The 24,201-nt window shown below is 55.5% G+C and carries 34 protein-coding genes; 3 read left to right on the top strand and 31 right to left on the bottom strand.

Going from position 1 to position 24,201, the window contains the following annotated elements:
- Positions 1 to 7: 7 nt before the first annotated feature.
- The 5 genes from potF to MUU46_RS18405 all read right to left on the bottom strand — a co-directional run bounded on the left by potF (position 8) and on the right by MUU46_RS18405 (position 4,089).
- A complete protein-coding gene (gene potF / locus MUU46_RS18425; RefSeq protein ID WP_159753939.1) occupies positions 8 to 1,120 on the bottom strand; it encodes a spermidine/putrescine ABC transporter substrate-binding protein PotF in 1,113 nt (370 codons plus the stop codon).
- Positions 1,121 to 1,525: 405 nt separating this feature from the next.
- Positions 1,526 to 2,008, bottom strand: a complete 483-nt coding sequence (locus tag MUU46_RS18420) for a type III secretion system chaperone family protein (RefSeq protein WP_159753942.1) — start codon at positions 2,006 to 2,008, stop codon at positions 1,526 to 1,528.
- Between the two features lie 106 nt (positions 2,009 to 2,114).
- Positions 2,115 to 3,017, bottom strand: a complete 903-nt coding sequence (gene rimK, locus MUU46_RS18415; protein WP_159753944.1) for a 30S ribosomal protein S6--L-glutamate ligase — start codon at positions 3,015 to 3,017, stop codon at positions 2,115 to 2,117.
- A gap of 78 nt (positions 3,018 to 3,095) precedes the next feature.
- Positions 3,096 to 3,818 (bottom strand): oxygen-insensitive NADPH nitroreductase, encoded by a 723-nt coding sequence (gene nfsA / locus MUU46_RS18410; RefSeq protein WP_159753946.1) that lies wholly within the window; start codon positions 3,816 to 3,818, stop codon positions 3,096 to 3,098.
- A complete protein-coding gene (locus MUU46_RS18405) occupies positions 3,802 to 4,089 on the bottom strand; it encodes a DUF1418 family protein (RefSeq protein WP_125353840.1) in 288 nt (95 codons plus the stop codon). The genes nfsA and MUU46_RS18405 overlap by 17 nt, the downstream gene beginning before the upstream one ends.
- Before the next feature lie 221 nt (positions 4,090 to 4,310).
- Between MUU46_RS18405 and MUU46_RS18400 the strand changes: the two genes are divergently transcribed.
- Positions 4,311 to 4,574: a GrxA family glutaredoxin gene (locus tag MUU46_RS18400; RefSeq protein ID WP_159753948.1), complete on the top strand. Its 264-nt coding sequence runs from the start codon at positions 4,311 to 4,313 to the stop codon at positions 4,572 to 4,574.
- Positions 4,575 to 4,589: 15 nt separating this feature from the next.
- On the opposite strand, the gene MUU46_RS18395 is transcribed toward MUU46_RS18400, so the two are convergent.
- On the bottom strand, positions 4,590 to 4,964 hold the full coding sequence (locus tag MUU46_RS18395) for an inner membrane protein YbjM (RefSeq protein WP_258966280.1): 375 nt from the start codon (positions 4,962 to 4,964) through the stop codon (positions 4,590 to 4,592).
- A gap of 263 nt (positions 4,965 to 5,227) precedes the next feature.
- Between MUU46_RS18395 and MUU46_RS18390 the strand changes: the two genes are divergently transcribed.
- Positions 5,228 to 6,913 (top strand): aspartate:alanine antiporter, encoded by a 1,686-nt coding sequence (locus tag MUU46_RS18390; RefSeq protein WP_159753952.1) that lies wholly within the window; start codon positions 5,228 to 5,230, stop codon positions 6,911 to 6,913.
- Positions 6,914 to 7,203: 290 nt separating this feature from the next.
- Here the strand turns inward: MUU46_RS18390 and MUU46_RS18385 are convergent, their stop codons facing one another.
- The 8 genes from MUU46_RS18385 to MUU46_RS18350 all read right to left on the bottom strand — a co-directional run bounded on the left by MUU46_RS18385 (position 7,204) and on the right by MUU46_RS18350 (position 14,317).
- Positions 7,204 to 7,419 (bottom strand): ogr/Delta-like zinc finger family protein, encoded by a 216-nt coding sequence (locus MUU46_RS18385; RefSeq protein ID WP_058842448.1) that lies wholly within the window; start codon positions 7,417 to 7,419, stop codon positions 7,204 to 7,206.
- 67 nt (positions 7,420 to 7,486) lie between these two features.
- Entirely contained in the window at positions 7,487 to 8,584 is a 1,098-nt protein-coding gene (locus MUU46_RS18380) for a phage late control D family protein (RefSeq protein ID WP_258966279.1), read from the bottom strand.
- The gene (locus tag MUU46_RS18375) at positions 8,581 to 9,066 is read right to left on the bottom strand and encodes a phage tail protein (RefSeq protein ID WP_258966278.1); all 486 of its coding nucleotides are present in this window, start codon (positions 9,064 to 9,066) and stop codon (positions 8,581 to 8,583) included. Before MUU46_RS18375 ends, MUU46_RS18380 begins: the two co-directional genes overlap by 4 nt.
- Entirely contained in the window at positions 9,063 to 12,134 is a 3,072-nt protein-coding gene (locus tag MUU46_RS18370; protein ID WP_258966277.1) for a phage tail tape measure protein, read from the bottom strand. The genes MUU46_RS18375 and MUU46_RS18370 overlap by 4 nt, the downstream gene beginning before the upstream one ends.
- Positions 12,127 to 12,246 (bottom strand): GpE family phage tail protein, encoded by a 120-nt coding sequence (locus tag MUU46_RS18365; RefSeq protein WP_166430180.1) that lies wholly within the window; start codon positions 12,244 to 12,246, stop codon positions 12,127 to 12,129. The genes MUU46_RS18370 and MUU46_RS18365 overlap by 8 nt, the downstream gene beginning before the upstream one ends.
- Positions 12,247 to 12,260: 14 nt before the next feature.
- Entirely contained in the window at positions 12,261 to 12,563 is a 303-nt protein-coding gene (locus MUU46_RS18360) for a phage tail assembly protein (protein WP_110512038.1), read from the bottom strand.
- Between the two features lie 52 nt (positions 12,564 to 12,615).
- Positions 12,616 to 13,134 (bottom strand): phage major tail tube protein, encoded by a 519-nt coding sequence (locus tag MUU46_RS18355; protein WP_110512037.1) that lies wholly within the window; start codon positions 13,132 to 13,134, stop codon positions 12,616 to 12,618.
- Between the two features lie 10 nt (positions 13,135 to 13,144).
- Positions 13,145 to 14,317, bottom strand: coding sequence for a phage tail sheath protein (locus MUU46_RS18350; RefSeq protein ID WP_258966276.1), 1,173 nt, complete (start codon positions 14,315 to 14,317; stop codon positions 13,145 to 13,147).
- On the opposite strand from MUU46_RS18350, the gene MUU46_RS23000 reads away from it, so the two are divergent.
- Positions 14,297 to 14,566, top strand: coding sequence for a tail fiber assembly protein (locus tag MUU46_RS23000; RefSeq protein ID WP_374685015.1), 270 nt, complete (start codon positions 14,297 to 14,299; stop codon positions 14,564 to 14,566). The two genes, MUU46_RS18350 and MUU46_RS23000, sit on opposite strands and share 21 nt — an antisense overlap.
- Here the strand turns inward: MUU46_RS23000 and MUU46_RS18340 are convergent.
- The 17 genes from MUU46_RS18340 to MUU46_RS18260 all read right to left on the bottom strand — a co-directional run bounded on the left by MUU46_RS18340 (position 14,538) and on the right by MUU46_RS18260 (position 24,193).
- Positions 14,538 to 14,972 (bottom strand): tail fiber assembly protein, encoded by a 435-nt coding sequence (locus MUU46_RS18340; RefSeq protein ID WP_258966275.1) that lies wholly within the window; start codon positions 14,970 to 14,972, stop codon positions 14,538 to 14,540. The genes MUU46_RS23000 and MUU46_RS18340 overlap by 29 nt on opposite strands.
- Before the next feature lie 13 nt (positions 14,973 to 14,985).
- Complete coding sequence (locus MUU46_RS18335; protein WP_445326603.1) at positions 14,986 to 16,167, bottom strand: phage tail protein; 1,182 nt, start codon at positions 16,165 to 16,167, stop codon at positions 14,986 to 14,988.
- Positions 16,164 to 16,769 (bottom strand): phage tail protein I, encoded by a 606-nt coding sequence (locus MUU46_RS18330; RefSeq protein ID WP_258966274.1) that lies wholly within the window; start codon positions 16,767 to 16,769, stop codon positions 16,164 to 16,166. Before MUU46_RS18330 ends, MUU46_RS18335 begins: the two co-directional genes overlap by 4 nt.
- Positions 16,762 to 17,670, bottom strand: a complete 909-nt coding sequence (locus tag MUU46_RS18325; protein WP_258966273.1) for a baseplate assembly protein — start codon at positions 17,668 to 17,670, stop codon at positions 16,762 to 16,764. Before MUU46_RS18325 ends, MUU46_RS18330 begins: the two co-directional genes overlap by 8 nt.
- Positions 17,657 to 18,016 carry a GPW/gp25 family protein gene (locus MUU46_RS18320; protein WP_258966272.1) on the bottom strand — a complete coding sequence of 120 codons (360 nt, stop codon included), beginning with the start codon at positions 18,014 to 18,016 and terminating at the stop codon, positions 17,657 to 17,659. The genes MUU46_RS18325 and MUU46_RS18320 overlap by 14 nt, the downstream gene beginning before the upstream one ends.
- Positions 18,013 to 18,591, bottom strand: a complete 579-nt coding sequence (locus MUU46_RS18315; RefSeq protein WP_258966271.1) for a phage baseplate assembly protein V — start codon at positions 18,589 to 18,591, stop codon at positions 18,013 to 18,015. The genes MUU46_RS18320 and MUU46_RS18315 overlap by 4 nt, the downstream gene beginning before the upstream one ends.
- Positions 18,592 to 18,658: 67 nt before the next feature.
- Positions 18,659 to 19,474, bottom strand: a complete 816-nt coding sequence (locus MUU46_RS18310) for a toll/interleukin-1 receptor domain-containing protein (RefSeq protein WP_258966270.1) — start codon at positions 19,472 to 19,474, stop codon at positions 18,659 to 18,661.
- Positions 19,475 to 19,582: 108 nt separating this feature from the next.
- Positions 19,583 to 20,035, bottom strand: coding sequence for a phage virion morphogenesis protein (locus MUU46_RS18305; RefSeq protein WP_258966269.1), 453 nt, complete (start codon positions 20,033 to 20,035; stop codon positions 19,583 to 19,585).
- Positions 20,028 to 20,459, bottom strand: a complete 432-nt coding sequence (locus MUU46_RS18300) for a phage tail protein (RefSeq protein ID WP_258966268.1) — start codon at positions 20,457 to 20,459, stop codon at positions 20,028 to 20,030. The genes MUU46_RS18305 and MUU46_RS18300 overlap by 8 nt, the downstream gene beginning before the upstream one ends.
- The gene (lysC, locus tag MUU46_RS18295) at positions 20,422 to 20,664 is read right to left on the bottom strand and encodes an Rz1-like lysis system protein LysC (RefSeq protein WP_258966267.1); all 243 of its coding nucleotides are present in this window, start codon (positions 20,662 to 20,664) and stop codon (positions 20,422 to 20,424) included. Before lysC ends, MUU46_RS18300 begins: the two co-directional genes overlap by 38 nt.
- Entirely contained in the window at positions 20,555 to 20,983 is a 429-nt protein-coding gene (gene lysB, locus MUU46_RS18290) for an Rz-like lysis system protein LysB (RefSeq protein WP_258966266.1), read from the bottom strand. Before lysB ends, lysC begins: the two co-directional genes overlap by 110 nt.
- Positions 20,980 to 21,495, bottom strand: coding sequence for a lysozyme (locus tag MUU46_RS18285; RefSeq protein ID WP_258966265.1), 516 nt, complete (start codon positions 21,493 to 21,495; stop codon positions 20,980 to 20,982). The genes lysB and MUU46_RS18285 overlap by 4 nt, the downstream gene beginning before the upstream one ends.
- On the bottom strand, positions 21,476 to 21,691 hold the full coding sequence (locus MUU46_RS18280) for an HP1 family phage holin (RefSeq protein WP_258966264.1): 216 nt from the start codon (positions 21,689 to 21,691) through the stop codon (positions 21,476 to 21,478). Before MUU46_RS18280 ends, MUU46_RS18285 begins: the two co-directional genes overlap by 20 nt.
- Positions 21,692 to 21,694: 3 nt before the next feature.
- The gene (locus tag MUU46_RS18275) at positions 21,695 to 21,898 is read right to left on the bottom strand and encodes a tail protein X (RefSeq protein WP_166515006.1); all 204 of its coding nucleotides are present in this window, start codon (positions 21,896 to 21,898) and stop codon (positions 21,695 to 21,697) included.
- Positions 21,898 to 22,362 (bottom strand): head completion/stabilization protein, encoded by a 465-nt coding sequence (locus tag MUU46_RS18270; protein WP_258966263.1) that lies wholly within the window; start codon positions 22,360 to 22,362, stop codon positions 21,898 to 21,900. Before MUU46_RS18270 ends, MUU46_RS18275 begins: the two co-directional genes overlap by 1 nt.
- A gap of 94 nt (positions 22,363 to 22,456) precedes the next feature.
- Positions 22,457 to 23,107, bottom strand: a complete 651-nt coding sequence (locus MUU46_RS18265; protein ID WP_258966262.1) for a phage terminase small subunit — start codon at positions 23,105 to 23,107, stop codon at positions 22,457 to 22,459.
- Between the two features lie 3 nt (positions 23,108 to 23,110).
- Positions 23,111 to 24,193: a phage major capsid protein, P2 family gene (locus MUU46_RS18260; protein ID WP_258966261.1), complete on the bottom strand. Its 1,083-nt coding sequence runs from the start codon at positions 24,191 to 24,193 to the stop codon at positions 23,111 to 23,113.
- Between the last annotated feature and the right edge of the window lie 8 nt (positions 24,194 to 24,201).

Here is a 24,201-nt window from a genome sequence, read left to right as displayed (position 1 = left end):
AGCGGGTTTACTTCCCGGTTTTTACTTTGGTCCACGAACGGGTGACCACGCGGTCAATTTTTGGTGACAATACGCTCTGGGTGAACAATTTCGCACGTACGTCCGCTGGCGGATAAATACCAGGGTTATCACGCACTTCAGCACTCAGTAACGGCGTCGCAACTTTGTTGGCGTTGGCGTAATAAACGTGATTACTGATATTCGCCACTACGTCCGGGCGCAGCAGATAATTCAGGAACTGATACGCTTCATCGGTATTTTTCGCATCTTTAGGGATGGCGAACATATCGAAGTAAACCATCGCCCCTTCCTTCGGAATGGTATAGGCAATGTTCACGCCGTTTTTGGCTTCTTTCGCGCGGTTTGCCGCTTGCAGGATATCGCCTGACCAGCCAATCGATACGCAAATGTCGCCATTCGCCAGGTCGTTAATGTATTGAGAGGAATGGAAATAACGGATAGACGGACGCAACTTCAACAGCAGGTCGTTCGCGGCGCCAGTGTAATCTTTTGGATCTGAGCTGTTCGGATCTTTGCCGAGATAATGCAGCACCGCGGCATAGATTTCGCTTGGCGCATCAAGGAATGAGACGCCACAACTTTTCAGTTTCTCGAGGTTTTCAGGCTTCAGGATAAGATCCCAGCTGTTCACCGGCGCATCTTTGCCAAGTGCCGCTTTCACTTTATCGACGTTATAGCCAATGCCGGTGGTGACCATCATATACGGAATACCGTATTTATTATCGTGGTCATTTTGTGCCACCAGCTTGAGCATTTCCGGATCGAGATTTTTGTAATTCGGCAGTTTGCTCTTATCAATCGGCTGGAAAATTCCCGCCTGCGACTGACGCTCAAGGAATTGCGATGATGGCACCACGAGATCATAACCGGTGCTGCCCGCCATTAATTTACCTTCCAACACTTCGTTGGAGTCAAATACGTCGTAAACCACTTTAATGCCGGTTTCTTTGGTGAAATTAGCCAGCGTGTCCGGCGCGATATAATCAGACCAGTTATAAATATGCAGCGTTTTTTGTTCAGCGGCGAGCGTGCCTGCAGAGACAGCCATCAGCGCACCCGTAATCAGACCCGTTAACCATTTCTTACTTAAGGCGGTCATATCTCTTTTCCTTATCAACGTCCGTTAACATTTGGACCAAAATATACGCACAGCGATGCATGCAAGATTCATGCATATTTTGTCAGTCTGCAAAGAAAAGGAGAGAGCTTCTCTCCCGGCCGGCATTACTCGCAATTACCTCAGGATATTACGCGCCGCATCACGATAAACGCAGTGTTTCACGCGCCCTGTTAAGGCTTCGCAAGAATAACTTTAGCCAGGGTTCGAGGCTATAGCTCGGGTTAAAAAACGCCTTTTATCAATTTTTTATGCAAGATCACTTTATGGCGTAAGCCAACTGGGGATGTAGAGTGGTGAATAATTCTTTAAGAAGTGGTTAACAGCAGAATATTGATGGGTTTTACGCAGCCGCTCTGGTGGCGACTGCGTTCATAACGTTCGACTTTAGTGAAGAAAATGGAATTGTGACTCTTCCATCGGTTGCTCTTCCTCTTCGTCACCTTTAAACAGCAGCTGGTGCGACGCGGCCTCGAGGATAACCATCGACACCTGTTCTTCACTCTGGCGGAAGAACCATTCGAACTGTTCGCGCGTGACCCCCACGTTGACCGACAGCGTCTGGCAAACCACCAGCTTTGGCAGGTTATCATCCTGAATGTCGAGGAACGCTTTCACCGTCAGCGAACTGGCGTTGATGGAAGAGAGATCGGAGGCCAGCGGCAGCAGTGCTGAAGGCTTAACTTCCGCCAGCGCCGAGAACAGCACGACGTTGTCGAGCAGATCGAGCTTGGCATCGAAAATGCCCTCAAAATTCTGCATGTGCGGCAAGTGCAGCGCCTGACAGGTATCGCACTCATAGAAGCTGATGCCCATTTCGTCGAGCCATTGACGTAGCGTATCCAGACCCGGAACGACGAGTGAATCCATAAACCCTGAAACCTCTTGCAGTGAAATGAAAGCGTAATCCAAATGAAACGCGTATTAGGGTACGCAAAAATGAATCCAGAAGCTATGACACCGATGAAATCCTGCGCTATCCACCCGTTTTCAGACAAAAGCCTGGCTGGGCGTAGCGTTCGATCCACTGGATCATTTTGCCCGCGATATCGACACCGGTGGTTTTTTCGATCCCTTCCAGTCCCGGTGACGCATTGACCTCCATCACCAGCGGGCCGCGATTGGCGCGTAAAATATCGACTCCGGCGACATCCAGCCCCAGCGTTTGTGCAGACTTGATGGCAATTTCGCGCTCCAGTGGGGTGATGTCAGCCACGGTTGCCACGCCGCCGCGATGCAGGTTCGAGCGGAAATCGCCCGGTTTGGCACGACGTTCAATGGCCGCCACCACTTCATCGCCCACCACGAAGCAGCGAATGTCGCAGCCTTTGGCTTCCTGAATGTATTCCTGCACCAGAATGTGTGCGTTCAGGCCGCGAAATGCATCAATCACGCTTTCCGCCGCCTGCCGCGTTTCGGCCAGCACCACGCCAATGCCCTGCGTGCCTTCCACCAGTTTCACCACCAGCGGCGCACCGCCGACCATCTTGATCATGTCGCTGGTGTCGTCCGGGGAGTGAGCAATCCCGGTCATCGGTAAGTCTATTCCCTGCCGTGCCAGAAGTTGCAGCGAGCGCAGCTTGTCCCGAGCACGAGTAATCGCGACCGATTCATTCAATGGATAACTGCCCAGAATTTCAAACTGACGCAGCGCGGCGGTGCCGTAAAAGGTGATTGCCGAGCCAATACGCGGGATTACCGCATCGAAGTGCGGTAGCTGGCGGCCCTTATAGTGAATGGAGGACGCTGCCGGACTGATGTTCATATAGCAGGAAAGTGGGTCGAAAATTTCGACCTGATGGCCGCGCTTTGACGCGGCCTCGCGCAGACGTTTACAGGACCAGAGCGTTCCGTCCCGGGACAAAATGGCTATTTTCACCCTACACCTCACTGTGATGACCTGAAAAAGGCAGACTCATCATACATGCAGGTGATTTTATCGGATAGCCCGGCGCGATTACCGAACAGCCCAGCCCTGCTTGTGCAGATACTCCAGAATAAACGGTCGGGTCTCTTTGACGATAGTCCGACGAATATGATCGCTCCAGGTATCCGCCCGGGTATTGCTGTCGCGCGACAGATAGTAATTCGCCACGTCTTCGTCGTAGCGTGCCAGTTCGGCGGCATCGACTGGCTGATAATGGTTTTCGTGCACCACGATACTGGCTGGCAAACGCGGTTTAGTGCCCGGTTCATCTGCAGGCCAGCCGAGACACATGCCAAACAACGGTAACACGTGCTGTGGCAGCTTCAGCAGTTCAGTCACCGTTTCAATGCTGTTACGAATACCACCGATATACACCCCACCCAGTCCCAGCGATTCCGCAGCGACCATAGCGTTTTGCCCCATCAGCGCGGTATCTACCGTGCCAAGCAGTAGCTGTTCCGCACGGCCTAAATGAGCATCGGGGCAAATTTGCAGGTGGCGGTTAAAGTCAGCGCAGAAAATCCAGAATTCCGCAGCCTTCGCCACATGCTGTTGTCCGCCGGTAAGCGTTACCAGCTGCTCGCGCATCTGTGGGTCAGTCACGCGCACAATCGAACTGCACTGTAAAAAGCTCGAGCTGGCCGCCGCCTGCGCGCTGGCAATAATAGCTTCACGTTGTGCTTGGGTAATTGGCTCGTCGGTAAAATGGCGAATGGAACGGTGGCTTAAGAGCAGATCAATGGTCGGCGTCATCACGTTTTTCCTGGTCAGGCGAAGTCGGTTTATCATTACGTTGCATGAGCTGTGGGGCAATGGTCTGCGCCATGCCGCGAAACAGTGCAACCGCGGCAGGGATCATCAACAGTATGCCCACAAATATCATGATTAGCCCCGCCATTGGGCTGGCGAACGGTGCGGGCAAGGCGACATAGTCTTTAAGAGAAAGCCAGGCCAGGACCAACATCACCATGCCAATGGCTTCGAGGATAAGCACGCTTTTAGGGAGGGCGCCAAGTGAGCGCATAGTCAGTCTCCGGTCATCGAGTATAACGGGGAGGATAGCAACTGTGTTTGGCGAAACAAGCCCTCTGCATAGACCCTAAATAATTCGCGTTGCAGTAACTGAAGTATGACGGGTATCGGGTTAAGCCATCGGAACAAAAGGTAGAACCTTCTTTCAACGAGACGCCAGGACGGGCATGATAGCGCCATTCGCCGAAAGGCTCAGTTTCAGGAGAGAAAACGATGTTTACCGTTATTTTTGGTCGCCCGGGTTGCCCTTACTGTGTTCGCGCTAAAGAACTGGCAGAAAAACTGACCGCTGAGCGTGATGATTTTAACTTCCGTTACATCGACATTCATGCAGAAGGGATCAGCAAAGCCGACCTTGAGCAAACCGTCGGCAAACCGGTAGAAACCGTACCGCAGATTTTTGTTGATCAGACTCACATTGGCGGTTTTACCGAATTTGAAGCCTGGGCCAAAGAAAACATGGGTCTCTACGCTTAAGCGTAAATGTGGGCGTCACTGGCGCCCACGTTTTGCCTTTATCATTCCGCTGATAAACAAGAAACATAGCGCACCCAGCGCGCACCAGAACACCGCACTGAAAGTCCACGCCAGTTCCTGCCAGAAAGACCTATCCGCAAACAACCAAAAACGCATCAACACCAGACACACCGGCGTCGCCAGAATCGCCCCGAGTAATGGCACCAATACCCGCTGCTTCGATGACAAAAAACTCGCCACCGCGCCGGGAATAATGAAGAACAGCAGGCCCAGCTCCGCATGACCGGACGCCCGAACGGCCCCTTTCATAGGCAGTAACAGAAAAAGACACACCACAATAAACAGGACAAAACAGCAAATAACGCCCGTCCAACCTCGCTCAGATCTCAAAATTCCTCCTGACTTTGTCTCTATCAAACTTCAACTACGTCCAGTTGGATAAAGTTTCCAGCAATCCATGCCGTGAAGCACCTACTTAAGGACAAACGATTGTTACTAGCCGCGGCAATCAGGAACGATTAAACTAGCGGCCTTAATTTGATGGTGAAAAACAGGCCGCCGTATATTAGATTTTTCCTGGCTACCCGGGGAAAACCTTAGCCTAAATAGCCATTCCTTTCAACAACTTACTCGTAAACAAGAAGTTAGCTTCCGTGAATATAAACGTCGCAGACTTGTTAAATGGGAATTACATCCTGTTATTATTTGTGGTACTGGCGCTAGGCTTGTGTCTTGGTAAATTACGCTTCGGATCCATCCAACTTGGTAATTCCATTGGCGTTTTAGTGGTATCTCTGATATTAGGCCAACAGCATTTTAGTATTAACACTGAAGCCCTAAATCTGGGCTTTATGCTGTTTATTTTCTGCGTCGGTGTAGAAGCTGGACCCAACTTTTTTTCCATATTCTTTCGTGATGGCAAGAACTATCTGATGCTGGCACTGGTTATGGTAGGCTCTGCGTTGGTGATGGCACTTGGCCTCGGCAAGCTGTTTGGCTGGGATATCGGCCTCACCGCCGGGATGCTGGCAGGAGCAATGACCTCCACGCCGGTGCTCGTCGGCGCCGGTGATACCCTGCGCCACTCTGGCATGAAAGGCGATGAACTCGCACTGGCACTTGATCATTTGAGTCTCGGCTACGCTCTGACCTATCTGATTGGTCTGGTGAGTCTGATCCTCGGCGCCCGCTATCTGCCAAAATTCCAGCATCAGGACCTGCAAACCAGCGCCCAGCAAATCGCCCGTGAGCGCGGCCTGGACACCGATTCCAACCGTAAAGTGTATCTGCCGGTGATCCGCGCCTATCGCGTTGGGCCTGAGCTGGTCGCCTGGACCGACGGCAAAAACCTTCGTGAATTGGGAATCTATCGTCAGACAGGCTGCTACATCGAACGTATTCGACGCAACGGCATTCTGGCAAATCCGGACGGCGATGCGGTGCTGCAAATGGGCGATGAAATTGCCCTCGTTGGCTATCCGGATGCGCATGCGCGACTCGACCCGAGTTTCCGTAACGGTAAAGAAGTCTTCGACCGCGATCTGCTCGACATGCGCATCGTCACCGAAGAAGTGGTGGTGAAAAACCATAACGTGGTGGGCCGCCGTCTGGCGCAAATTAAGCTGACCGATCATGGCTGCTTCCTGAACCGCGTGATCCGCAGCCAAATTGAAATGCCAATCGACGATAGCATTGTGCTCAATAAGGGCGACGTGTTGCAGGTCAGCGGCGATGTGCGACGCGTGAAAACCATCGCCGACCGTATCGGCTTTATCTCGATTCACAGCCAGGTCACCGACCTGTTGGCTTTCTGCGCGTTCTTTATCGTCGGCCTGATGATCGGCATGGTCACCTTCCAGTTCAGTTCCTTCAGCTTTGCCATCGGTAACGCGGCCGGATTGCTGTTCGCCGGGATCATGCTCGGCTTCCTGCGAGCCAACCACCCGACTTTCGGCTACATCCCACAGGGCGCGCTGAATATGGTGAAAGAATTCGGCCTAATGGTGTTTATGGCGGGCGTCGGTTTAAGCGCCGGGAGCGGCATTGGACACGGCCTCGGCGTTGTCGGCGGCCAGATGCTGATAGCAGGCCTGGCAGTCAGCCTGGTACCAGTGGTTATCTGCTTCCTGTTCGGCGCATACGTGCTGCGAATGAACCGGGCGATGCTGTTCGGTGCAATGATGGGCGCCCGAACCTGCGCCCCAGCGATGGAAATTATCAGCGATACCGCACGCAGTAATATTCCTGCGCTGGGCTACGCGGGTACTTACGCCATCGCTAACGTGTTGTTAACTCTGGCAGGTACACTGATTATCGTCATATGGCCAGGGTTGGGATAAATCTGAAGAATGCAATAAGCAGAAAAAAAAAGTGTGAACTACCGAACTTTTTGAAGGGGCGGTAGTCATAATTAGTGCCACTGCTTTTCTTTGATGTCCCCATTTTGTGGAGCCCATCAACCCCGCCGCTCTTCGGTTCAAGGTTGATGGGTTTTTTGTTGCCTGAAATTCGTGGCCTTTATAATCAACCAGTTAGAACACACCTTTGACGCCTGTGGCGACAAAATGGCGGCAGAGCTTTTGCCATGGCGGCAACAGCCATTAAAAAACCCGCCAGCGGCGGGTCAGATTCAGTAAGCAAATTGTTCCTGCATACCTTTGGGATGAGGTGGTGCGGCGCTAATTTTTTGCGGACGGCACACAGAGCGCACAAAAGTTTCATGCGTCACGAACGTATGCCCACACTCGATGTTAGTACACTGGTTGTAGCGTTCTTTGGTTTCGTTGGAAACCTGGAAGCTGCTTCGGGTATGTGCAGCCTGGCCGCACATAGGACAATTCATCATTTTCGTCAGCCCTCATTATTAACCAGTTCGCAATAATGATACATCATTGTTCGCAATTTGGAACTAATCATTCCATTTCGAAATCATCAATTTTAACCTCAAAATCAATGCTGGTAGTAAAACCACTGTCAGCACTGACCGTATGCGTGAGCGTGGTTATCGTCCATTCCGCTTCATCAATCGGTTGTTTGAAGCCGCTGACCTTCACGGGCATTTCCGTGTAGAGATCAGCCCGCCCTTCTGCCAGCTGCAGCGAGAAGGAAGCCACGCCACGCTGCAGACGTTCCCACTGCATTTTCGCGGCCCGTTCTGCATTGGCCCGGTTGGCATAGGTCCGGTTCAGGACCAGCACATTTTCATCCGTCCCGACCAGATAATCCCCCTGTTTTGCCTCCGGCTCTTTTGTTGTCGTGGTTTTCTTACGTCGCTTAACGCCAGTGGTTTCTTTCTTCGCAGGCTCCCGCGTGTGTAACCAGCTGGCAATCACACCTGTATAAGCTCCCCGGTCTGCCAGGCTAAAACGGTGACTGTCTCCGGCGCTGCGGGTCAGGGTGATTACCGGCAGCGGCTTTCCGCTCGCAGTTCTGCCCTGCCCCTGGCGGATAAACAGCAGATGCCCGTCTTTGACGGATGCGATGGCACCATACTGCCGGGCCAGTTTCATCAGGAAACTCGCGTCACTTTCGTTGGTCTGGTCCAGGTGTTCCAGCGGTTTGTTGGTCAGGTCTTTGCCCAGCGCCATTGTCAGATTGTGGCGGGCGGCAATGTCTTTCACCACGTCACCCACGGTTGTCTGGTGCCAGGATTTTTCCCGGCGCGTGTTCAGGGTTTCCCGAAAGTCTGCGCTACGGGCGCGGATGGTCAGCCTGTCCGGCGCGCCTGCATGTTCAATCTCATCTACCGTGAAACTGCCCTTTGGAAAAAGGGGCTGCCCTTTCCAGCCCAGCGCCAGGGTGATGACTGCCCCACGTCGGGGCAGCACAATCTGTCCGTCTGCATCATCCAGTTCCAGATCGAGCTGGTCCGCTTCAAAGCCCCGGTTGTCAGTCAGAGTCAGGCTCATCAGGCGCTTGTCCAGCACCTCCGTCACGTTCTTACCTTCAATCACGATACTGAACGCGGGCGTTTTGCTGTTGAGGTCGAGAAGGTCAGAACTGACATTCATGGCAGCAGCCCTCCCACGGTGTTTGTGATGTTACCAATCGCGCCAGCAGCGGAGTCCTGCAGGTTGCTCAACTGGTCGCTGAGGCTGCCGAACATATCAGACAGTGACTCATCCGCCCGTTTGAGCGTCAGCGTAAACTCAATCCGCCTGGCTTCTCCTCCGGCGAAAAACTCCGTTTTGGTCTGGCTCAGACTCTCAATCACAAACATGCCGTAAATGGTGCCGCTGCCCTCAATCAGAGGCCACGACTTGCCCAGCTCCGCCATCTGTTCCAGTGCCAGAAGTGATAACCTGCCGCCAGTAATTTCAGGCAGCAGCACACCGGAAAGCATCAGCGAATCATTATCCGGGCCAAGAAACTGCGTGGAGGGGCGGCGGCTCACCCGACTGTTGGTCGCGTGTCGCCAGCTGCGCTGATACTGCAGCTCCTGATAAGGAATCGTGCGCAGCTGAAACACGTATAAACCCAGCACCATCATCATGAATCGTATCCCCCTTGATCACTGAAATTACTGCGGGCTTTCGCTCTGGCCCGGCGCTCACGCTCATCGAGCTGCCTTGCCACCTCACGGGCAATGTCCTGCGCGTTTTGCCCTGGCTGGGCGACGATATGGATTGGCGCGTTAATTTCATAACGCACAACCGATGGCTGGCTGGCAGGTTTTTCCGACGGTGCCCGATATGTAGCGGCGGGCAGGCTCATCGGGTGAAGTGGCACCGCCTCTGCAGGTACCGCTGCCGTGCCCATCATCCCGGCAACCACGGAAGCCAGCGCGGCAGTGCGCCTGCGGCTGGTCACATTTGCCGGACCGTTGACGATTTCCGGGCCGTTCTCCCCGACAATGCCAAACTGACCGCGAGGAATATCGCCGCCGCTGTCATACATTCCGGCAAAGCCCATGGACGGGAATCCGCCCGGCGGCAACATTACTTTGCCGTCACTGTTCACCGTGGCGGGTTGCTGGCGAACAACCTGATCAGGCAGGCGGGCTTTAGCCGCTTCTTTGCTGACAATACCGAGTTTTTCCAGCAGCCAGGACACCCCCGACTTGAGCGACTCAAGCGGGTGCATCACCATGTTCAGCCCTTCCGCCAGTGCTTCACCAAAGACGCGCCCCATCGCTGCTGCGCTGCTCAACTCCGCAGAAGTCGATTTAATCGGAGCCAACAGATCGGTGAACCATCCCCACAGCGCCTGCACTTTGTCACCTATCCACTGAAACACGGGTTTTAACGGATCGAACGCTGCGCTGATTGGGGCTGCGGCAGCTTTAAATCCTTCAACGACGCCCCCTAAAAATGTACCGATGGGCTGCCAGTATTTCCAGATAACCAGCGCCACACCTGCCAGGGCCGCCACAACCAGTCCTATCGGACTGAGTAGGGCACCCAACAATCCAGAAAGGCCATACAACGCCATGCGCAGGACCGCCAGCGGACCGGATACCAGAAAACGCAATACCCCGCCCACTGCACCCAGGCTGCTGCGCAACAGTGCCAGCGGATTCATCACCTGACCCAGAAGCCCGCGCAACCCTGCCATCCCGGCGCGAAAGATTGCCAGCGGTGCGCCAGCTATCGCTTTCAGGGCATTTCCTGCCAGCCCGGCAGAGCGCCGCAGTGCATTCAGTGGCCCAGCCAGTAAGCCAGCACTGCCACCTGACGAGGCCATGCCACGACGCAGCAGAGAAAGAGGCGCACCTGCCAGCCACGATAATGCACTGCCGGAACGGGACAATGCCGCTGTCAGGGTTGGCAACGTTTTAATGCCCATAACGCTCAGGCCAAACCGCAAAATCGCCAGCGGCCCCAGCACCGCAGCAACGGTAATTGCCAGGGTTCCCAGCACCACGGTGATTGCAGCAACGGCGGCTGCCACCTTCATCAGCGTGCCCACTAACTGCGGATTTTGCTCCACCCAGCGGCGTAACGCGCCAGTGACTCTCTTCACTACATCCATAATATCCATCAGCGGCTGGCGCAGCGTTTCACCCAGACTGCTGAACGTGTTCTGTGCTCCGGTCTTAACCAGCAACCACTGCGAGGACAGGGAGTCTTTGTTAATGTCAGACTCTTTCTGCATGGAGCCACTGGCATCACCGCCGGACGTGAGTTTGAGCTGGCGCTGCAGCTCCGGCAGGTTGTTTGCGAGCTTCGCCGCGTCATCACCAAATTCCTTGCCAAAAACCAGCGTCATTGCGCCCAGACGCTTGTCTTTCGGCAGGTTATTGACCTTCTCCAGCACGCGCTGAATGGTGCCCATTGCATCCCGGGTCATCTCTTTTTCAATCTGCGCCGGGTTCAGTTTCAGCAGGTCCATGCCCGCAAAGAAGCTTTTGCTCTGCATGGTGGCAATGGACAGCTCACGCACCATGGCATTTGCCGCACTGGCGGCCACTTCCGGGGCGGTGCCGAGGGACAGGAACGTGGAGCCGAGCGCCGCAGCTTTGCGATAATCCAGACGGTCTGCCACCCCGCCCATGCGTTGCAGGACGTCGATAATGTCCCCACCTTTTGACATGGCGTTATCGTCCAGGTAGTTCAGCGCATCGCCCAGCTGCTCAATGTTGCGGGTCGGGACTTTGTAGAGCTGGGCAATTTTCCCCAGACTTTCAGAAAGCTCATCTGCCGGAAGTTCAAACGCCGTGGAGGCCTTTGCCGCCGTGGCGGCAAAGGCCAGCAGGTCACGCTTCTGATCAGCCCAGGAGTCATTCGGGTTTGCCACGTTCATGCGTGCGCCACCCTCAACCAGGGCGGCAAAGTCCACCGCGCCATTTGCCATCGGCAGCTGTTCACTGGCGGCCTTGATGGCGTCCTGCATTTCATAAAAACGGGCGGTGCGGTTGCCGTTGTCATCGCGCAGGCCGTTGACCTGTTTAGCCACACCCTTCATGGCATCTTCCATGCTGGCGTAGCTTTTCACCGCCGCCATTACCGGCGCACCTATTGCAACCCCAGCAGCGGTGGTGGTCGCCCCTGCTCCGGCAACACGATCACGCACTTCCAGACGGCGGGAATATTCCGCGCGGGCAGCGTGCATTTTCCGCTGCTGCTCCCCAACTCGCTTTAGCCTCGCTTCCTGGATTGAAAGCTGATTGTTATAGCGTTCTGTTTCGCGGGTAATACGCGCTGTGGCGCTTGCCCCTTCTTTTGCAGAAATCCCTGTCCGGTATAGCTCTGCGCGCACAAGCTCACTCTGGCGCTGTAGCTTTTTCTGCTTTTCCTCCAGCCGTTGCACCGCCAGCCGTTGACGCTCCAGCGCTACAACCTGCCGCTGTGATGGCGGCCCCATAGCCCCCAGCTCATTTTTAAGCAGGGATGATCGCTGCCGGGCGTAGTTAAGCCTGTCACCTAATTTCTGACTTTCGGTCTGGAGTTTGCGGAAACTGTCCAGACTGCTTCCGGCCTGGTCCAGCTGTTTGATGGCATCGCGGGATTTTTTAACGGCAGAAGCCAGCTCTTTTGTGCTGGCCTGCGCTTTTCGGAATGGGCGGGTGAGTTTATCAACCGCATTCAGTACCACCTGCAGGCGCAGGTTGTTATCACTCATCGCTGGCCCCGCTTCTCAGGATTGCTTTATGCCGCCACTCCAGCACCTCAGTCAGCGGCATAACCTCAGTGACGGACGGCGGCCAGTGAAAAATGGTGGCAATATCTGCCACCAGGTCATCAACCGTCAGGCTGTCGGCAAATCGGCAAGCACCGACTTCTTCAACAAAAAAGTGACCACCTCCACGGACATTGCGGTGAGGTCTGCCGGGTCCAGCTCCGCCATTTCCTGCGGGGTAAGTGTCGGGCTGGAAATGCGCGGAATGATGGTCATCATCGCGCTCACGTCCATATCCATAATGGCCTGCAGTCGTGTGCCACGCAGCGCGCCGGACTGGGGTTTACGCAGTACTACCTCTTTGATTTCACTTTTGCCGCGCAGGATTGGGGTATCCAGCACCACGGTTTTTTCGTTTGTTTTGTCGCTCATGTTCTTGTCCTGAAAAAGTGAGTTCTGGCGCGGTAGCCCGCGCCGTTATGGGTTACTGGAGGCCGATGGCGCGGCGGTGCGCTTCCATCAGGTCCACGCCGTCCACGATTTCAACCATGTTGATCGTGTCGACCTCGTACAGCACTTCGCCGTTAATGGTCAGTTTGGCGTAGCTGTTGGTGCTGCTGACTTTGGTGGCGTTGCTCTCCCCGGTTTTCAGCTCGCCGGAATCAATCTCTTTATGACGCCCGCGCACAACCAGCTCGACGGCCTGCACTTCTCCGGTGTCATCGCGCTGGATGGATGCGGTAAAGCGCAGCTGCACGCCGTCGGCGGTGGTCTTCGCCAGCTGTTTAAACAGCAGCGACTCCATCCCACCAATGGAAAATTCGGTATCCAGCGCGCCGTCATCCAGCCCCATGTCCACATCCACCGCGCCAGCCATGCCGCCGCCGCGATACTTCTCAAACTTGCGGGTGAATTTCGGCAGGGTCAGGGACTCAACGATCCCCTGCCAGTTGTTCCCGTCGTTGAACAGGTTCAGGTGTTTTAACTTACGTGGTAAAGCCATGTTGCCCCCCTTATGCGCTGACCTGGCTGGCGAAATTCATCAGGTACTGGTCCGTGATGCGCTGGCGTAACAGCAGATTTTCCAGTGGTGGCACTGGCGTGTAGTCGTAATCAATCAGCAGTTTCCCGGCCTTGAGCGTGTCCTTATCGTTCACGGACTCATCCAGCCAGCAGTCACCGCCAATCAGATAACCCTGACTCACCAGGCTGCGCATTTTTGCGCGGATACCTTCGATAATGTCGCGGGCCAGTGACGGGTTAAGCGGTTTGTCCACCGCCCACATATGGGCTTCTGCCATAGTGTCAGCCAGCACCTGCGCCGTGCGGGTGTAGCTCTCAAAGGCAAACAGCGGATCATCGCTCAGGCAGCGGGAACCCCAGAAGCGGAAGCCATCTTTGCGGATAAGCGTGGTGATGTCGTTCTGGTTTAGCAGGCCCGCATCGGTTGCCGGGTCCTGCAGGTCCCAGAACACATCCGCCGACAGCCCGGTGACGCCATTCACGCCGACGTTGGACAGGGTTTTGTGCCACCCGGTTTGCTCGTCGATTTTGGCGCGCAGACCCAGGGCGCGGGCCGTGGCAAACGCCGTGGCATCGGCCTGCAGCACGGTGTCAAAGTTGATGAAGTCAGGCCAGATCAACATCCCTTCACGCTGGCTAAAGTTCTCACGGTAAGTGATCGCGTCTTCCATCGTTTTGCAGCCATAGGCCGACAGGTAAGCGAACCCGCGCAGACTCTGCGCCACGCCCAGTAATTCGGTGGCAACGGCTTGCGTATCATGGCCCGGCACGCCGAGGATGCGCGGCTTCACGCCCAGCTGAGACTGCGCCGAGAGCAGCGCCTTGATGCCCGTTTTTTTGCCGTCAGCCGTCACACCGCCGATGATGTTGGTGGTGGTTTCCGCTTCGGTTTCACCCTGCGCCACGCGGATAACCACGGTGACAGGTTTGGCCTGGTCGGCAATCGCATCCAGTGAACGGGCCAGGGTGCCGGACTCACCTGCTTTGCCGCTGGCGGTCAGTACGTCGGTCAGTAAGACAGGTTTATTGAGGGGAAACACTGACGGGTCGGCGTCATCCCCGGTGCAGACCATTCCCACAATGGCGGTGCTCACCGTGGTAATAGTGCGGGTGCCTTCGTTGATTTCCTCAACGCGCACCCCGTGGTGGTAATCCTGAGCCATAAGGCATTTCTCCGGTTTACAGGGGTACGTCTATGTTCTGGTGGTTGCGCGCGCGGCGCACGTGATGGCGGTTGTGTCGGCACTGGCACAATAGGGGGCGCTACTGCGTACCCGCTGAAAACTTTCGGTATAGCGACGGAAGAAGGGACTGCCGCATTAGCTGAATGGAAAGAATACCGGGGGCTGCTGATCCGAGTTGATACAGTAGACCCGGAATGGCCTACACCTCCGGGGCACCAGGCCAGTTGATATCCGGCGCGCTGGAGGTGTCCATCGCTTCCAGCGCATCGAGATAGTCCAGCCATACGTTATATTGCTCTTTTTCAGCATCAGTTAATCTGCCTAATGCAGCCTTGCCGGGCCACTGCTTACTGTTGATATAACTATTCGCCTGATCAATTAATGACTGCTTTTGCGTCTCAGCCGCAACCATTTCCTCTTGAGGCGTCGGAGGGGGAATATCATCCCATGCAGGAAATCCGTCTTCACCAACAACACGAACTTTCCCCTTAGGGGGAGCACCAGAAAATTCAGTATATTTTGTTCCACTAATAACCACACCATCAGCAGGCCAGGTTCCTGCTTCGTTATATAAGTCGCGTAATGAAACTGGATAAAATGCATTTTCAGAAGGTGAAAAATAATATTCGCTCATTTTTATTCCTTGCTTATCGCCCAATAGTTAAATAACGACCGTAACATGCCGCATCATCAGCCGCCCGAGTGACATTCCCCCCGACAGTTGAAGCCATTAAAGTCATCGCTGACGCCTGAATAACACTCCGCGAACCAGGCTTGGGTTGCGCTGAGTAAACAGTTGGGCGGGTTGCCTGATTAACGTTGTCGTGACTCACAATTACCTGAGCAATACCTGACGGATAAGCAATAGGTAGCGTGATATCAATTACAGCGCCAGATGTAAGACCTGAACAAAAACCATACTGAATGATTGTTCCATCAGGAAAGCGCATCCACCCACTGCCATTAGTAAAATCTGTCAGATGGACGACATCTCCTAAACCAAGGTATGAGAGAAGCCCGGCAACGTCCTTTCCGCTAAGGTTTGTCAGCGTATTGTCCAGTGGTTGCTTACCTGCCAGGGCATTGGTCATGGTGGTGGCAAAATTCGCATCGTTACCCAATGCCGCCGCCAGCTCGTTCAGCGTATCCAGTGCGGCAGGCGACGAACCAACCAGCCCGGCAATGGCAGCTTTCACAAATGCGGTGCTGGCAATCTGCGTGGTGTTGTTTCCAGCAGCAGCGGTGGGCACTTTCGGCGTGCCTGTCAGTGTCGGACTATCTTTCGGCGCGTACTGGGTGTGCGGATCAGCAGCACCTATATGTTTCGCCATCTGGTCATCCACGTACACCCGCAACTCCAGCACTTTGTCATCCACATACTTGCGGGTTGCCAGCACCACTGCCGGGTCAATTTTCAGGGTGATGTTGTCGGTGCTACTGGTGATCAGCACCATCCGCACGGTCTGCGTGCGCCCGCTGCCCTCAGCCAGCTGCGGCTTGTAACTTTCCGGGCAGTTGCCGACGGCAATCAACGCGCCTGTCTCATCAAACAGTCCGACCTCACGGATCCACCACCCACCTTCTGTTTCGGGAATTACCTGCTCAGCAATAATCTGGCTGCTGTTCTGCGGGTCGATGTAGAGCATGTTCAGGTCGGCGCGGCGCTTTTCTGCAATCAGGTCAGTCTGCTGCGCACTGGGTGTCGGCAGCACACCGCCCCCGTCACCCACCGCCATTTTGGTGATTTTCAGCGGCACACCGAGCGCGGCGGCACTTGCCAGTTTTGCCGCGCCAATGTCCGTCAGCAGGGTATAAAATCTTGCGCTCATGGGTTCACTCTCACAGTGTCGATAACATGGACCGCCCCGCCCGCAAAGGCCGGGCCGCCGGAGGTAATGGTTTCGTTGATATACGGGTAGACGGTGATTTCCTCCCCGATGTAGGTGCCAGCGCCGACCCAAAACGGGCCGCTGGTCTGCAGGTTGATGGACATGCCGATCAGATGGCGGCTGCAGGGTTTGGCGTCACCTATCAGGCGCTCCAGCTCCAGATAGGTTTCCTCCGTGATGCCCTGGTCCTGCACGCCAATATCCAGCCGGAACGTGCCGGGTGCCTCGTTGGTCTGCCACCACTCCAGAATGCGGATCAGGAAACCGAACGGCTCCACCACACGCCGCACGGCACTGGTTGTGCCCTTGTGCTGATGAATGTAAAAGGCATCCTGCACCACCCGGCGTTTCACGCTCTCCGCCCAGCTTTCGTCCCAGCGATCCACGGAAAATGCCCAGGCCAGATAAGGCAAAAAGGCAACCGGACACATTGCCGGGTTCCAGAGGTCACGCAGGGGGACCTGCAGATCGGAAATACCGCTGCAGCTCTCCGCCAGTCGGCGCTCAAGCGGTGACGAACCGGACGGTAGCAGGCTATTCATCCGTGCCCCCGACGCTCACGCTCCAGTCAGTGCAGGAGGCGGCCTGGGTTTTATCCAGCACCACATCCGCCAGGGGCGAAAGCAGTTCCACCCGTTGCACGCCCTCAACATGCAGGGCCGCATAGATGGCGCTCAGGCGAATATCCCGCCCCAGCCGGGTCTGGCTGGCGATGTACTTCTGCAGACTTGCCCTTGCCGCTTCCAGAATGGGTTCAGACTCCGGTCCTGGATAGAGATAGAGCAAGGCGCGCACGCTGTAATTCACAATTGAAGCTCCGCGCACCGTCAGGCGGTCAGCCACCGGGCGCACGCTCTCGCTGTTCAGCGCTTTTTCCACCACCGCCAGCAGGTCTGCATCCGCCGTGCCGTCACCCTCCCGGCTTAATACGGTCAGCACCACCTCAGCCGGGGCCGGGCTGGTTGCGCTGGCATCTGCCACGCGCCCGTCCGCACTTTTGGCGTGAAACTCGTAGGCTGCAGTGGGTCCCGCCACAGACAACCCCTCAAAGGCTGCCGGGATGCGCAGGCGCAGTGCTTCATCAGTTTCCATCACCGCCGCCACGGGCGGTACAGCATCTTTATCGGCAGGCGTGACCGTAAGGCGCTTAACATTGTAGTTAGCGCCGAGCTGCTCCAGGTCGCTGCTATTGGCATAGGCCACCATCACCGCCAGCGCCGCCTCGTTGATACGCTGGCGTAGCAGAATTTCCCGGTAGGCACTTTCCTGAAGCTGTTTGGTTACCGGTTCAGATTCCAGCGCCAGTGTGCGGCGCACCGCGTCCTGCTGGTCAGCTGGATACAGCGCCACAAACGCTGCCTTGCGCTCAGCCAGTAGCGTCTCAAAGTCCGGCACATCCACAATCTGCGGCGGCGGTAGCTGGGAAAGGTCAATAACTGCCATTCTCTGCTCCTGTTGATACGGAAAGGGACACTGGCGCGCCATCAGTACGTCGCCCGGTCAGCTCGACCACCATCGAACCGTCAAAACTGCTGTTGATGGTGATTCCGTCCAGCGTCAGCCGTGGCTCCCAGCGCATCAGCGCGACGTACACCGCGCTCATCATCTGCAGACGCAGCGCCGGGTTTTGTGGCTGGTCAATCAGGGCAGATAGCAGCGAACCGTATTCCCGGCGCGCAATGCGACTGCCCTGCGGGGTGATAAGAATGTCCTTCACGGACTGGCGCAGATGTTCGGTGTCGGTGATGGCCTTGCCCGTGGCACTGCTCATGCCGGAATACATCGTCATACCGGACCTCCTGATGTCTCGCCGCCGGACTTCACTTTGTTGTGCGCATGGTCATCCACCACGATCTCGTTTGAACTCATCGGGCCGCCGCCCTGGGTGACGCCACCGTTGATCACCACCTCACTGTTAATGCGGGTGGTCTCAGCTTCCACAACAAACTCCCCGGTTTTAAAGGTGACATTATCCGCCGCCTCAATCACCATCGATTTAATCCCCCGGACGTACCAGCGCCCGGTTGAAGGCTCATATTCAAACCAGCCACCATCCGGGTATTCCGTCACGCTGCCGTCCTCAGAGTCGGACGGGGGAGGAAACTGATTTGAGTAGACAGCAGGCAGCGCAAACGCGGTTTCCAGATTGCCGCCCAGACTGAACAGCACAACCTGCTCCCCCACGGACGGTTTCCACCAGGTACGTGACGTGCCCGCACGCAGCGTCAGCCAGTTAATCCAGTTGGTTTCAAGGTCGCCCGTCTTCACCCGGCACAGCCAGTTCTCCCGGTCCACTTCCGTTACAGTTCCGGTGCGGATGAGGTTGGTGATAAGGCGCATGATTTCGGTAAGTTGTGCGTTCATAAGCTAATCCTGCACGAGAAGGTGCAGGATTAGTAAGTAAGGCGGGTTGTGTTATCTACTGTACAACTCAGATGGATGCTGACTTGTTGAAATAGTCTCTCAATAAATCCATCTTAAAAATGACTTGAAGATTACATCCTGGAAATGAATCATTTTCCGTCACTGTCATTCCTAGAAATTGAGATTGCGTCCTTATCAAGCCAGCAGGTATTTTCTGAATTATATCTTCGACCGTTTTTTCCACTGCCGTAGGAGCCACATTAATGCCTACAGTGAATTCACTTTCAGGATTGCCTAACACATTAGCTTTGATGTTAATTAATGCTTCTTTGTTAAGCCTGAGGGCATTGAAGATTTTTTCAAGATTATCAAATAAGACATATTGCTTTTCAAAAGCAACAATCTTAGAAGCCAAATCGTTAAAATCGGTTCTCAATCGACCTTTGGCTCCTACCGCAGACTGTAAAGACCTAAACGCGAACTCGAGCCTTGACGCCATATTTGCCTCGATTGCATTCAAGTTGCAAATAGGCTGTGGGAGAGCATTACAAGCCATACCGGAATGACAAAAAGGAAGAGCAGGAACCTCATCCTTTTCCTCCCGCTGATTTAGAGCATTTCTTATCCAGACAGCCCCCAATTCAAAGCTGATCCAACTTCTCGTTACAGAGGCAGGGCTAATTAGATATATCGCTGCAATACAATTAACAAGACCATCCTCTATTACTTTCAGAAAATTTTGCCCAGCCTTAATTGTTTCCCCATCTGAAGAGACAAAAACACTGACAAATCCTGCAAATTCATCTTCGATTGCATCTTTGATGATTTTTGCGAGTGCCTTCTCTTCAGTAATGTGAGATAAAAAAATCATTTTTCCTGACATCGCACATCTCTCTAACGAACTGATAAAGATGCAATTTAGCAGAATTTAAACCGTAAAAATAAGAAGGAGATCATGAGATCAGTAATCCTGATGCGGTATTTGTTCAATCTATACTCCCTGAGCCAGCCAGTTTAAAAGGGTGTTACTTACTAACCTTTCTGTCTTATCATTGACGCCTAATAACCCCCGCTCCGCATACCGTACCTCTGGCCCCCGACGGCTTACACGATCACGTAAGCCGTAATGATGCACCCGTGCAATGCGCTGTACCTGCCCGACAAACTGCACACTGGCAGAATCTGCGGTGGAGGCAGTTTTCAGGTATTTCGTGGTGCGAAGTTTGGCGAACATCTGCCGCTTAATGCGCCCCTTCTTTGTTCGAGCCGTTACCCGGCGCGGCTCGTAGCCGGTGCCATCAGGATTGCGCTGCAGGCGGATATTGCTCTGCTGGTTTCGACGCAATTGCAGCGCCAGTTCCCGCATCATTCGCTTTCGCACCGCTGGCTCCAGATTTGCCAGCAGCGCCGCCAGCCAGGCGTCAACTTTCTGTAGGTTATCCACGCTTCACCGTCCACATTTCTTCCGGCACATCTGGCTCCGGCTCCGCCTTGACGGTGGAGGTTCCGCCCTCCGAACTCACCAGAATGCGCTCCGTCAACTGCAGGTCCAGACTGATGTCACAAATGTCATTGCGCAGAATATCCACCTCAAAAGAAAACAGCTTTTCGCGCAGTTCCGGGTGGTTGATGGCATCAGGCTGATTCTCCGTCAGCCACAGCAGCACCGGGGCCATCAGCAGGTTTTGATCGCCGCTAAAGTCTTCAATCACCACATTCAGGGTGTAACGATATTCCCATGACATGGAACTGGCCCCGGTTGCCACCAGTGAGCCTTTATCCACAAACAGATGCAGCTTGTCCGGGTTCTCCCGAACGTAGGCCACTGACTTATTCAGCGCGGCGCGTAGGGACTGCGGCTTGTTCACTGTCTCGCTCCTGACAGGACACAATGGTGTCCACTTTGTCGGCACAGACCGCCCAGGCGGCCTCCGTTTCATCCAGCAGGGTCAGCAGATCGCCGTTACTGCGTGGCGCTGACCTTTCCAGGCGGCACTGCGTCACCTTTGGACAGCCACTCACGGTAAGCTGCACCTCCTGTGAGGGTGGGTCTGTCGCGCAGCCTGACAACATCAGCAGGCAAAAGAGTATCAGCCCAGCGGCGCAAATCTTCATTTTCACGTTTAAGCTTCTCGATCCGGTTTCGACGCTGATGCAGCAATGAGCGCGTATCTTCTGCCGCCGCATAGAGCCGCGTCTGCTCCCGGCTATTGGTTTCGGTCAGGATGGACAGGCTGATAAGCTGACTGTTTCTCTTCACCAGCTCATCAGCCTTACCTTTCAGTGTGAGGTCCTGTGCTTCGATAGTGTGGCTGGCGTTATTAAGCCGCCACGACTGCCAGCTCAACGCCGCCAGAGCCACCGCCAGCATCACTGCCAGCACGCGCGTCATGCGCCTGCCCCTTTCAGGCACCAGTCCATTTCCCGCGCGCGGCGGTTGTCCAGCCCCTGATTGAATACACCTTTGACATACACCCAGCGCGGCAGCTGGCGACATGCCTCTGCCCAGCGCTGTTGATTGAGCAACTTAACCAGCGTGGAGCTGCAGGCATTGCCCGTGCCGACGTTGAATGCAAATGACACCACCGCGTCATAGACCTTTTGCGGCACCGTCTGCCGCACACATTTTTCCAGGGCCCTTTCCACGCGCTGCACGTTGGTGATAAGCATCCCCGCCGCCTGCCGTTCAGTGATGGCCCGACCCGGCACCACGCCGGAGGTATTACCGATGCCATCAGTCCACACACCCGCGCTGCACTGGTACGGCTGCAGGCGGCAGCCTTCGTAATCCGCAATCAGTTTCAGACCATCCAGCGAGGTGTGGAGTGACTGAAAACCCGGCAGCGTGGCGGCGATGGCCAGCACCGCACCGACCAGGCAGCGCTTAACGATTGATGGAGTCATATGCCTCCCGCGAAAGCCGCCCGGCACGCAGCAGCTGGTAAGTTTTATGTTTGTAGTACCAGTTGATCAGCAGCATCAGTGCGCCAATCAATACGCCGCCCACCGTGGACGCATCCTTGATGGACAGCTCCCCCATCCACGCCAGCACAACGGCGATACACCAGGTGATAAAGGCACTGATTTTTTCAAGCGTCATGGCTCAGTCCCATAGCTGAACGGTCTGCACGGTGGGCGTTTCCGTTATATCCGGCAGCTCCACCTGCAGTCCGTGAGGTAAAAAGGGGCCATATTCAGCCAGCCCCGGATTTGCCCGCAGCACCTGCTCAGTGACACCCTGCGTGCGCCCGTAGTGACGCCAGCAAAGCGCGTCCACCGTGTCATACTGGTGCGCACGCACTTTCATCAGATAAGCTCCACCGTGCAGTGCGGCGTATCCTGCACCCGGCTGATCGCCCAGCGGGCATCACGCCAGAGATCCGCGCTGGCCTCCGTCAGCTCATCCCCGCGCTTTACTGCAGACGCCGTGGCGTCATAGTCCTGGTAACGCTCATTCAGCACCGCCCGCGCCCAGCAATACACCGCATTGCTGTAGTGGTGCAGGCGCTCACTTTTGCCGTCCAGTTCTTCTGCGGGCACATCTGCCAGCATCCGGTAGCCCAGCACCTGCTGGCGCTGGCGGAAGGTGTATAGCTCCGCGTTGACCTCTGACATTGCCGTGAGCGCCAGTTGTTTCAGCCGGGCGGGCGTTACCGTGCCGTCAGTGCGCATCACGCTGCGAAATTCGTACAGGTCCACATCAGGCCAGAACGGCGTATTTTTGATGACCTCCGCCTGTTCCGGGGCCTGCTCAGGCGCAACAAACTGCATACCGCTTTCTCCTGAAAAAGTGGGCGGTGGACGGGATTTTGATAAGGCGCTGCCTGTCGCCATCCCGTGCCGCCCGTGCGCGGGGCACGTTCCGTCACTGGCTGTCATTGCGCAGTCTGCGCTCAAGCCGTTCTTTGTCTTTTTTCACGCCGCAGCGCGGGTCCAGTTGCAGTGCATGCGTCAGGTGATTCAGGGCGGAGGCCGGGCTGGTTTCACTGAGCAAAAGGCCAATGGCTTTATGCAGACGGGCGCGAGACTGATCCGGCATGTCGCTGCCGTCGGTCATATCCAGCGCCTGCAGCAAACACTCCGTCTCAAAAGGTTGTGAGGCGGTGATAGCGACCTGCGCTGCATCTGCCAGCTCCTCAACCAGTACCGTTTGCGTGTTGCGATTGCCCAGCGGCATCACCCAGCCATGGCGCAGCGCGTGGACTGCGATTTGCAGCGCCCCGGCATAATCACCGGCATCAATGCGCCAGAGCATGGCGTACATCACTACGTCATCCTGTTGCGCAGCGTCAGCCGCCAGCACGCCCGCCACCCAGGCGGCATATTTCGGCAGCAGCTCCACCTTAATCTGCGCCTTGGTCACCGTGGACTGGATGCCTTTCAGGCGGCGCTTATCTTCTGCCAGCTGCAGCAGCATCTGGTCATAGCCCGACGCATGCCGAACACTGCCGCCTGTGCGGGCGGCCTGTTCAGCCTGAACGCGCAGGCGGTGTTGCCGTGCGGGACTCAGGCTCATGCGTTATTCCTCCGTTCCTGATTCGGCTGGTTCTTCCTCAGCAGCAGGCGGGGTGAAATCACCGATATCAATGTTTTCCACCAGAGCCACGCAGCGGTAGTCCTCCACCACATACGCCTCGTTGACGGATTCAAAGTTTTCGATGCGGTCACGCTTTGGATTGTCGATAACGGCACGGCGGCGGGTGTCTTCCTGCCAGTAAATGGACAGGTTATCCAGGCGAGTGACCAGCAGAGCATTCGCCGGGAAGAACGGCGCACGCACCGCCTGCAGACCGCCCATGCGTTTCTGGCTGATGATGAGATCGGCGGACATTTTTTCGCTGTTGTCCTGCTCTTTGTTGACCAGCGGGAAATACTTGTCCGCCAGCAGGGCGCGCCCACAGACCACCACCAGACCGTCATCGTCCTGGAAAATCGGGTCGATTAGCTCGTTAACGGCATCCATTACCACCGCGTCCAGATTGATGTACTGACCACCCGGCCCGACTTTTACCGGGGCTGCCGTGGTGGTGCCGTCTGCATCGGTGGTGCTGCCCATCACGCAGTCCGGCGCATCCTCGCGCACTTTCTGCAGCCAGCCTTTGTTCACATCCTGCAGCAGCGGGTTATCAACACGATTGGAGGTTTTGGCACGCTTCACGCCGTTAAAGCCGATCATGATGCGGTCCAGGGCCTGGCGCTGGATGATGGCGTTACGGATGCGCAGCTGAAAGTCCTGGAATTTAGCCCACAGGTCCAGCTTCGCGTAGGTCAGCACCGTGTCAAAGTTGGTCTGCTCGCACTTGTATTCCACGTCCGTCATCAGCGTTGGATCAACCGCTTCGCGCTCTTTGGCGGTGGTGTCGGTGGTCCCGGCAATGGTGCTGCCGACACCCAGCCCCAGCAGCTGCCCGGACTGCTCAGACACACCCATGACGTTAATCAGGGTCAGGAACGCGGCGGACTGCTGAATCTGGTCTTCCAGGGTCTGCTGCACGGTGGGTTCCACCGTGAACTTGCTGGACAATTCCTCCACCGGAACATTGTTCAGGCGGGCCAGCTGCATCAGGTAAGCGTTAAAGGCAAATTTGGTTTTCTGTTTCATCGGGTTGT

The organism is Scandinavium tedordense (genome assembly GCF_024764965.1).
Classification (GTDB): domain Bacteria; phylum Pseudomonadota; class Gammaproteobacteria; order Enterobacterales; family Enterobacteriaceae; genus Scandinavium; species Scandinavium tedordense.
The sequence above is the reverse complement of the archived record's forward strand: the minus strand, read 5'-3'. Positions and strand labels throughout refer to the sequence as shown.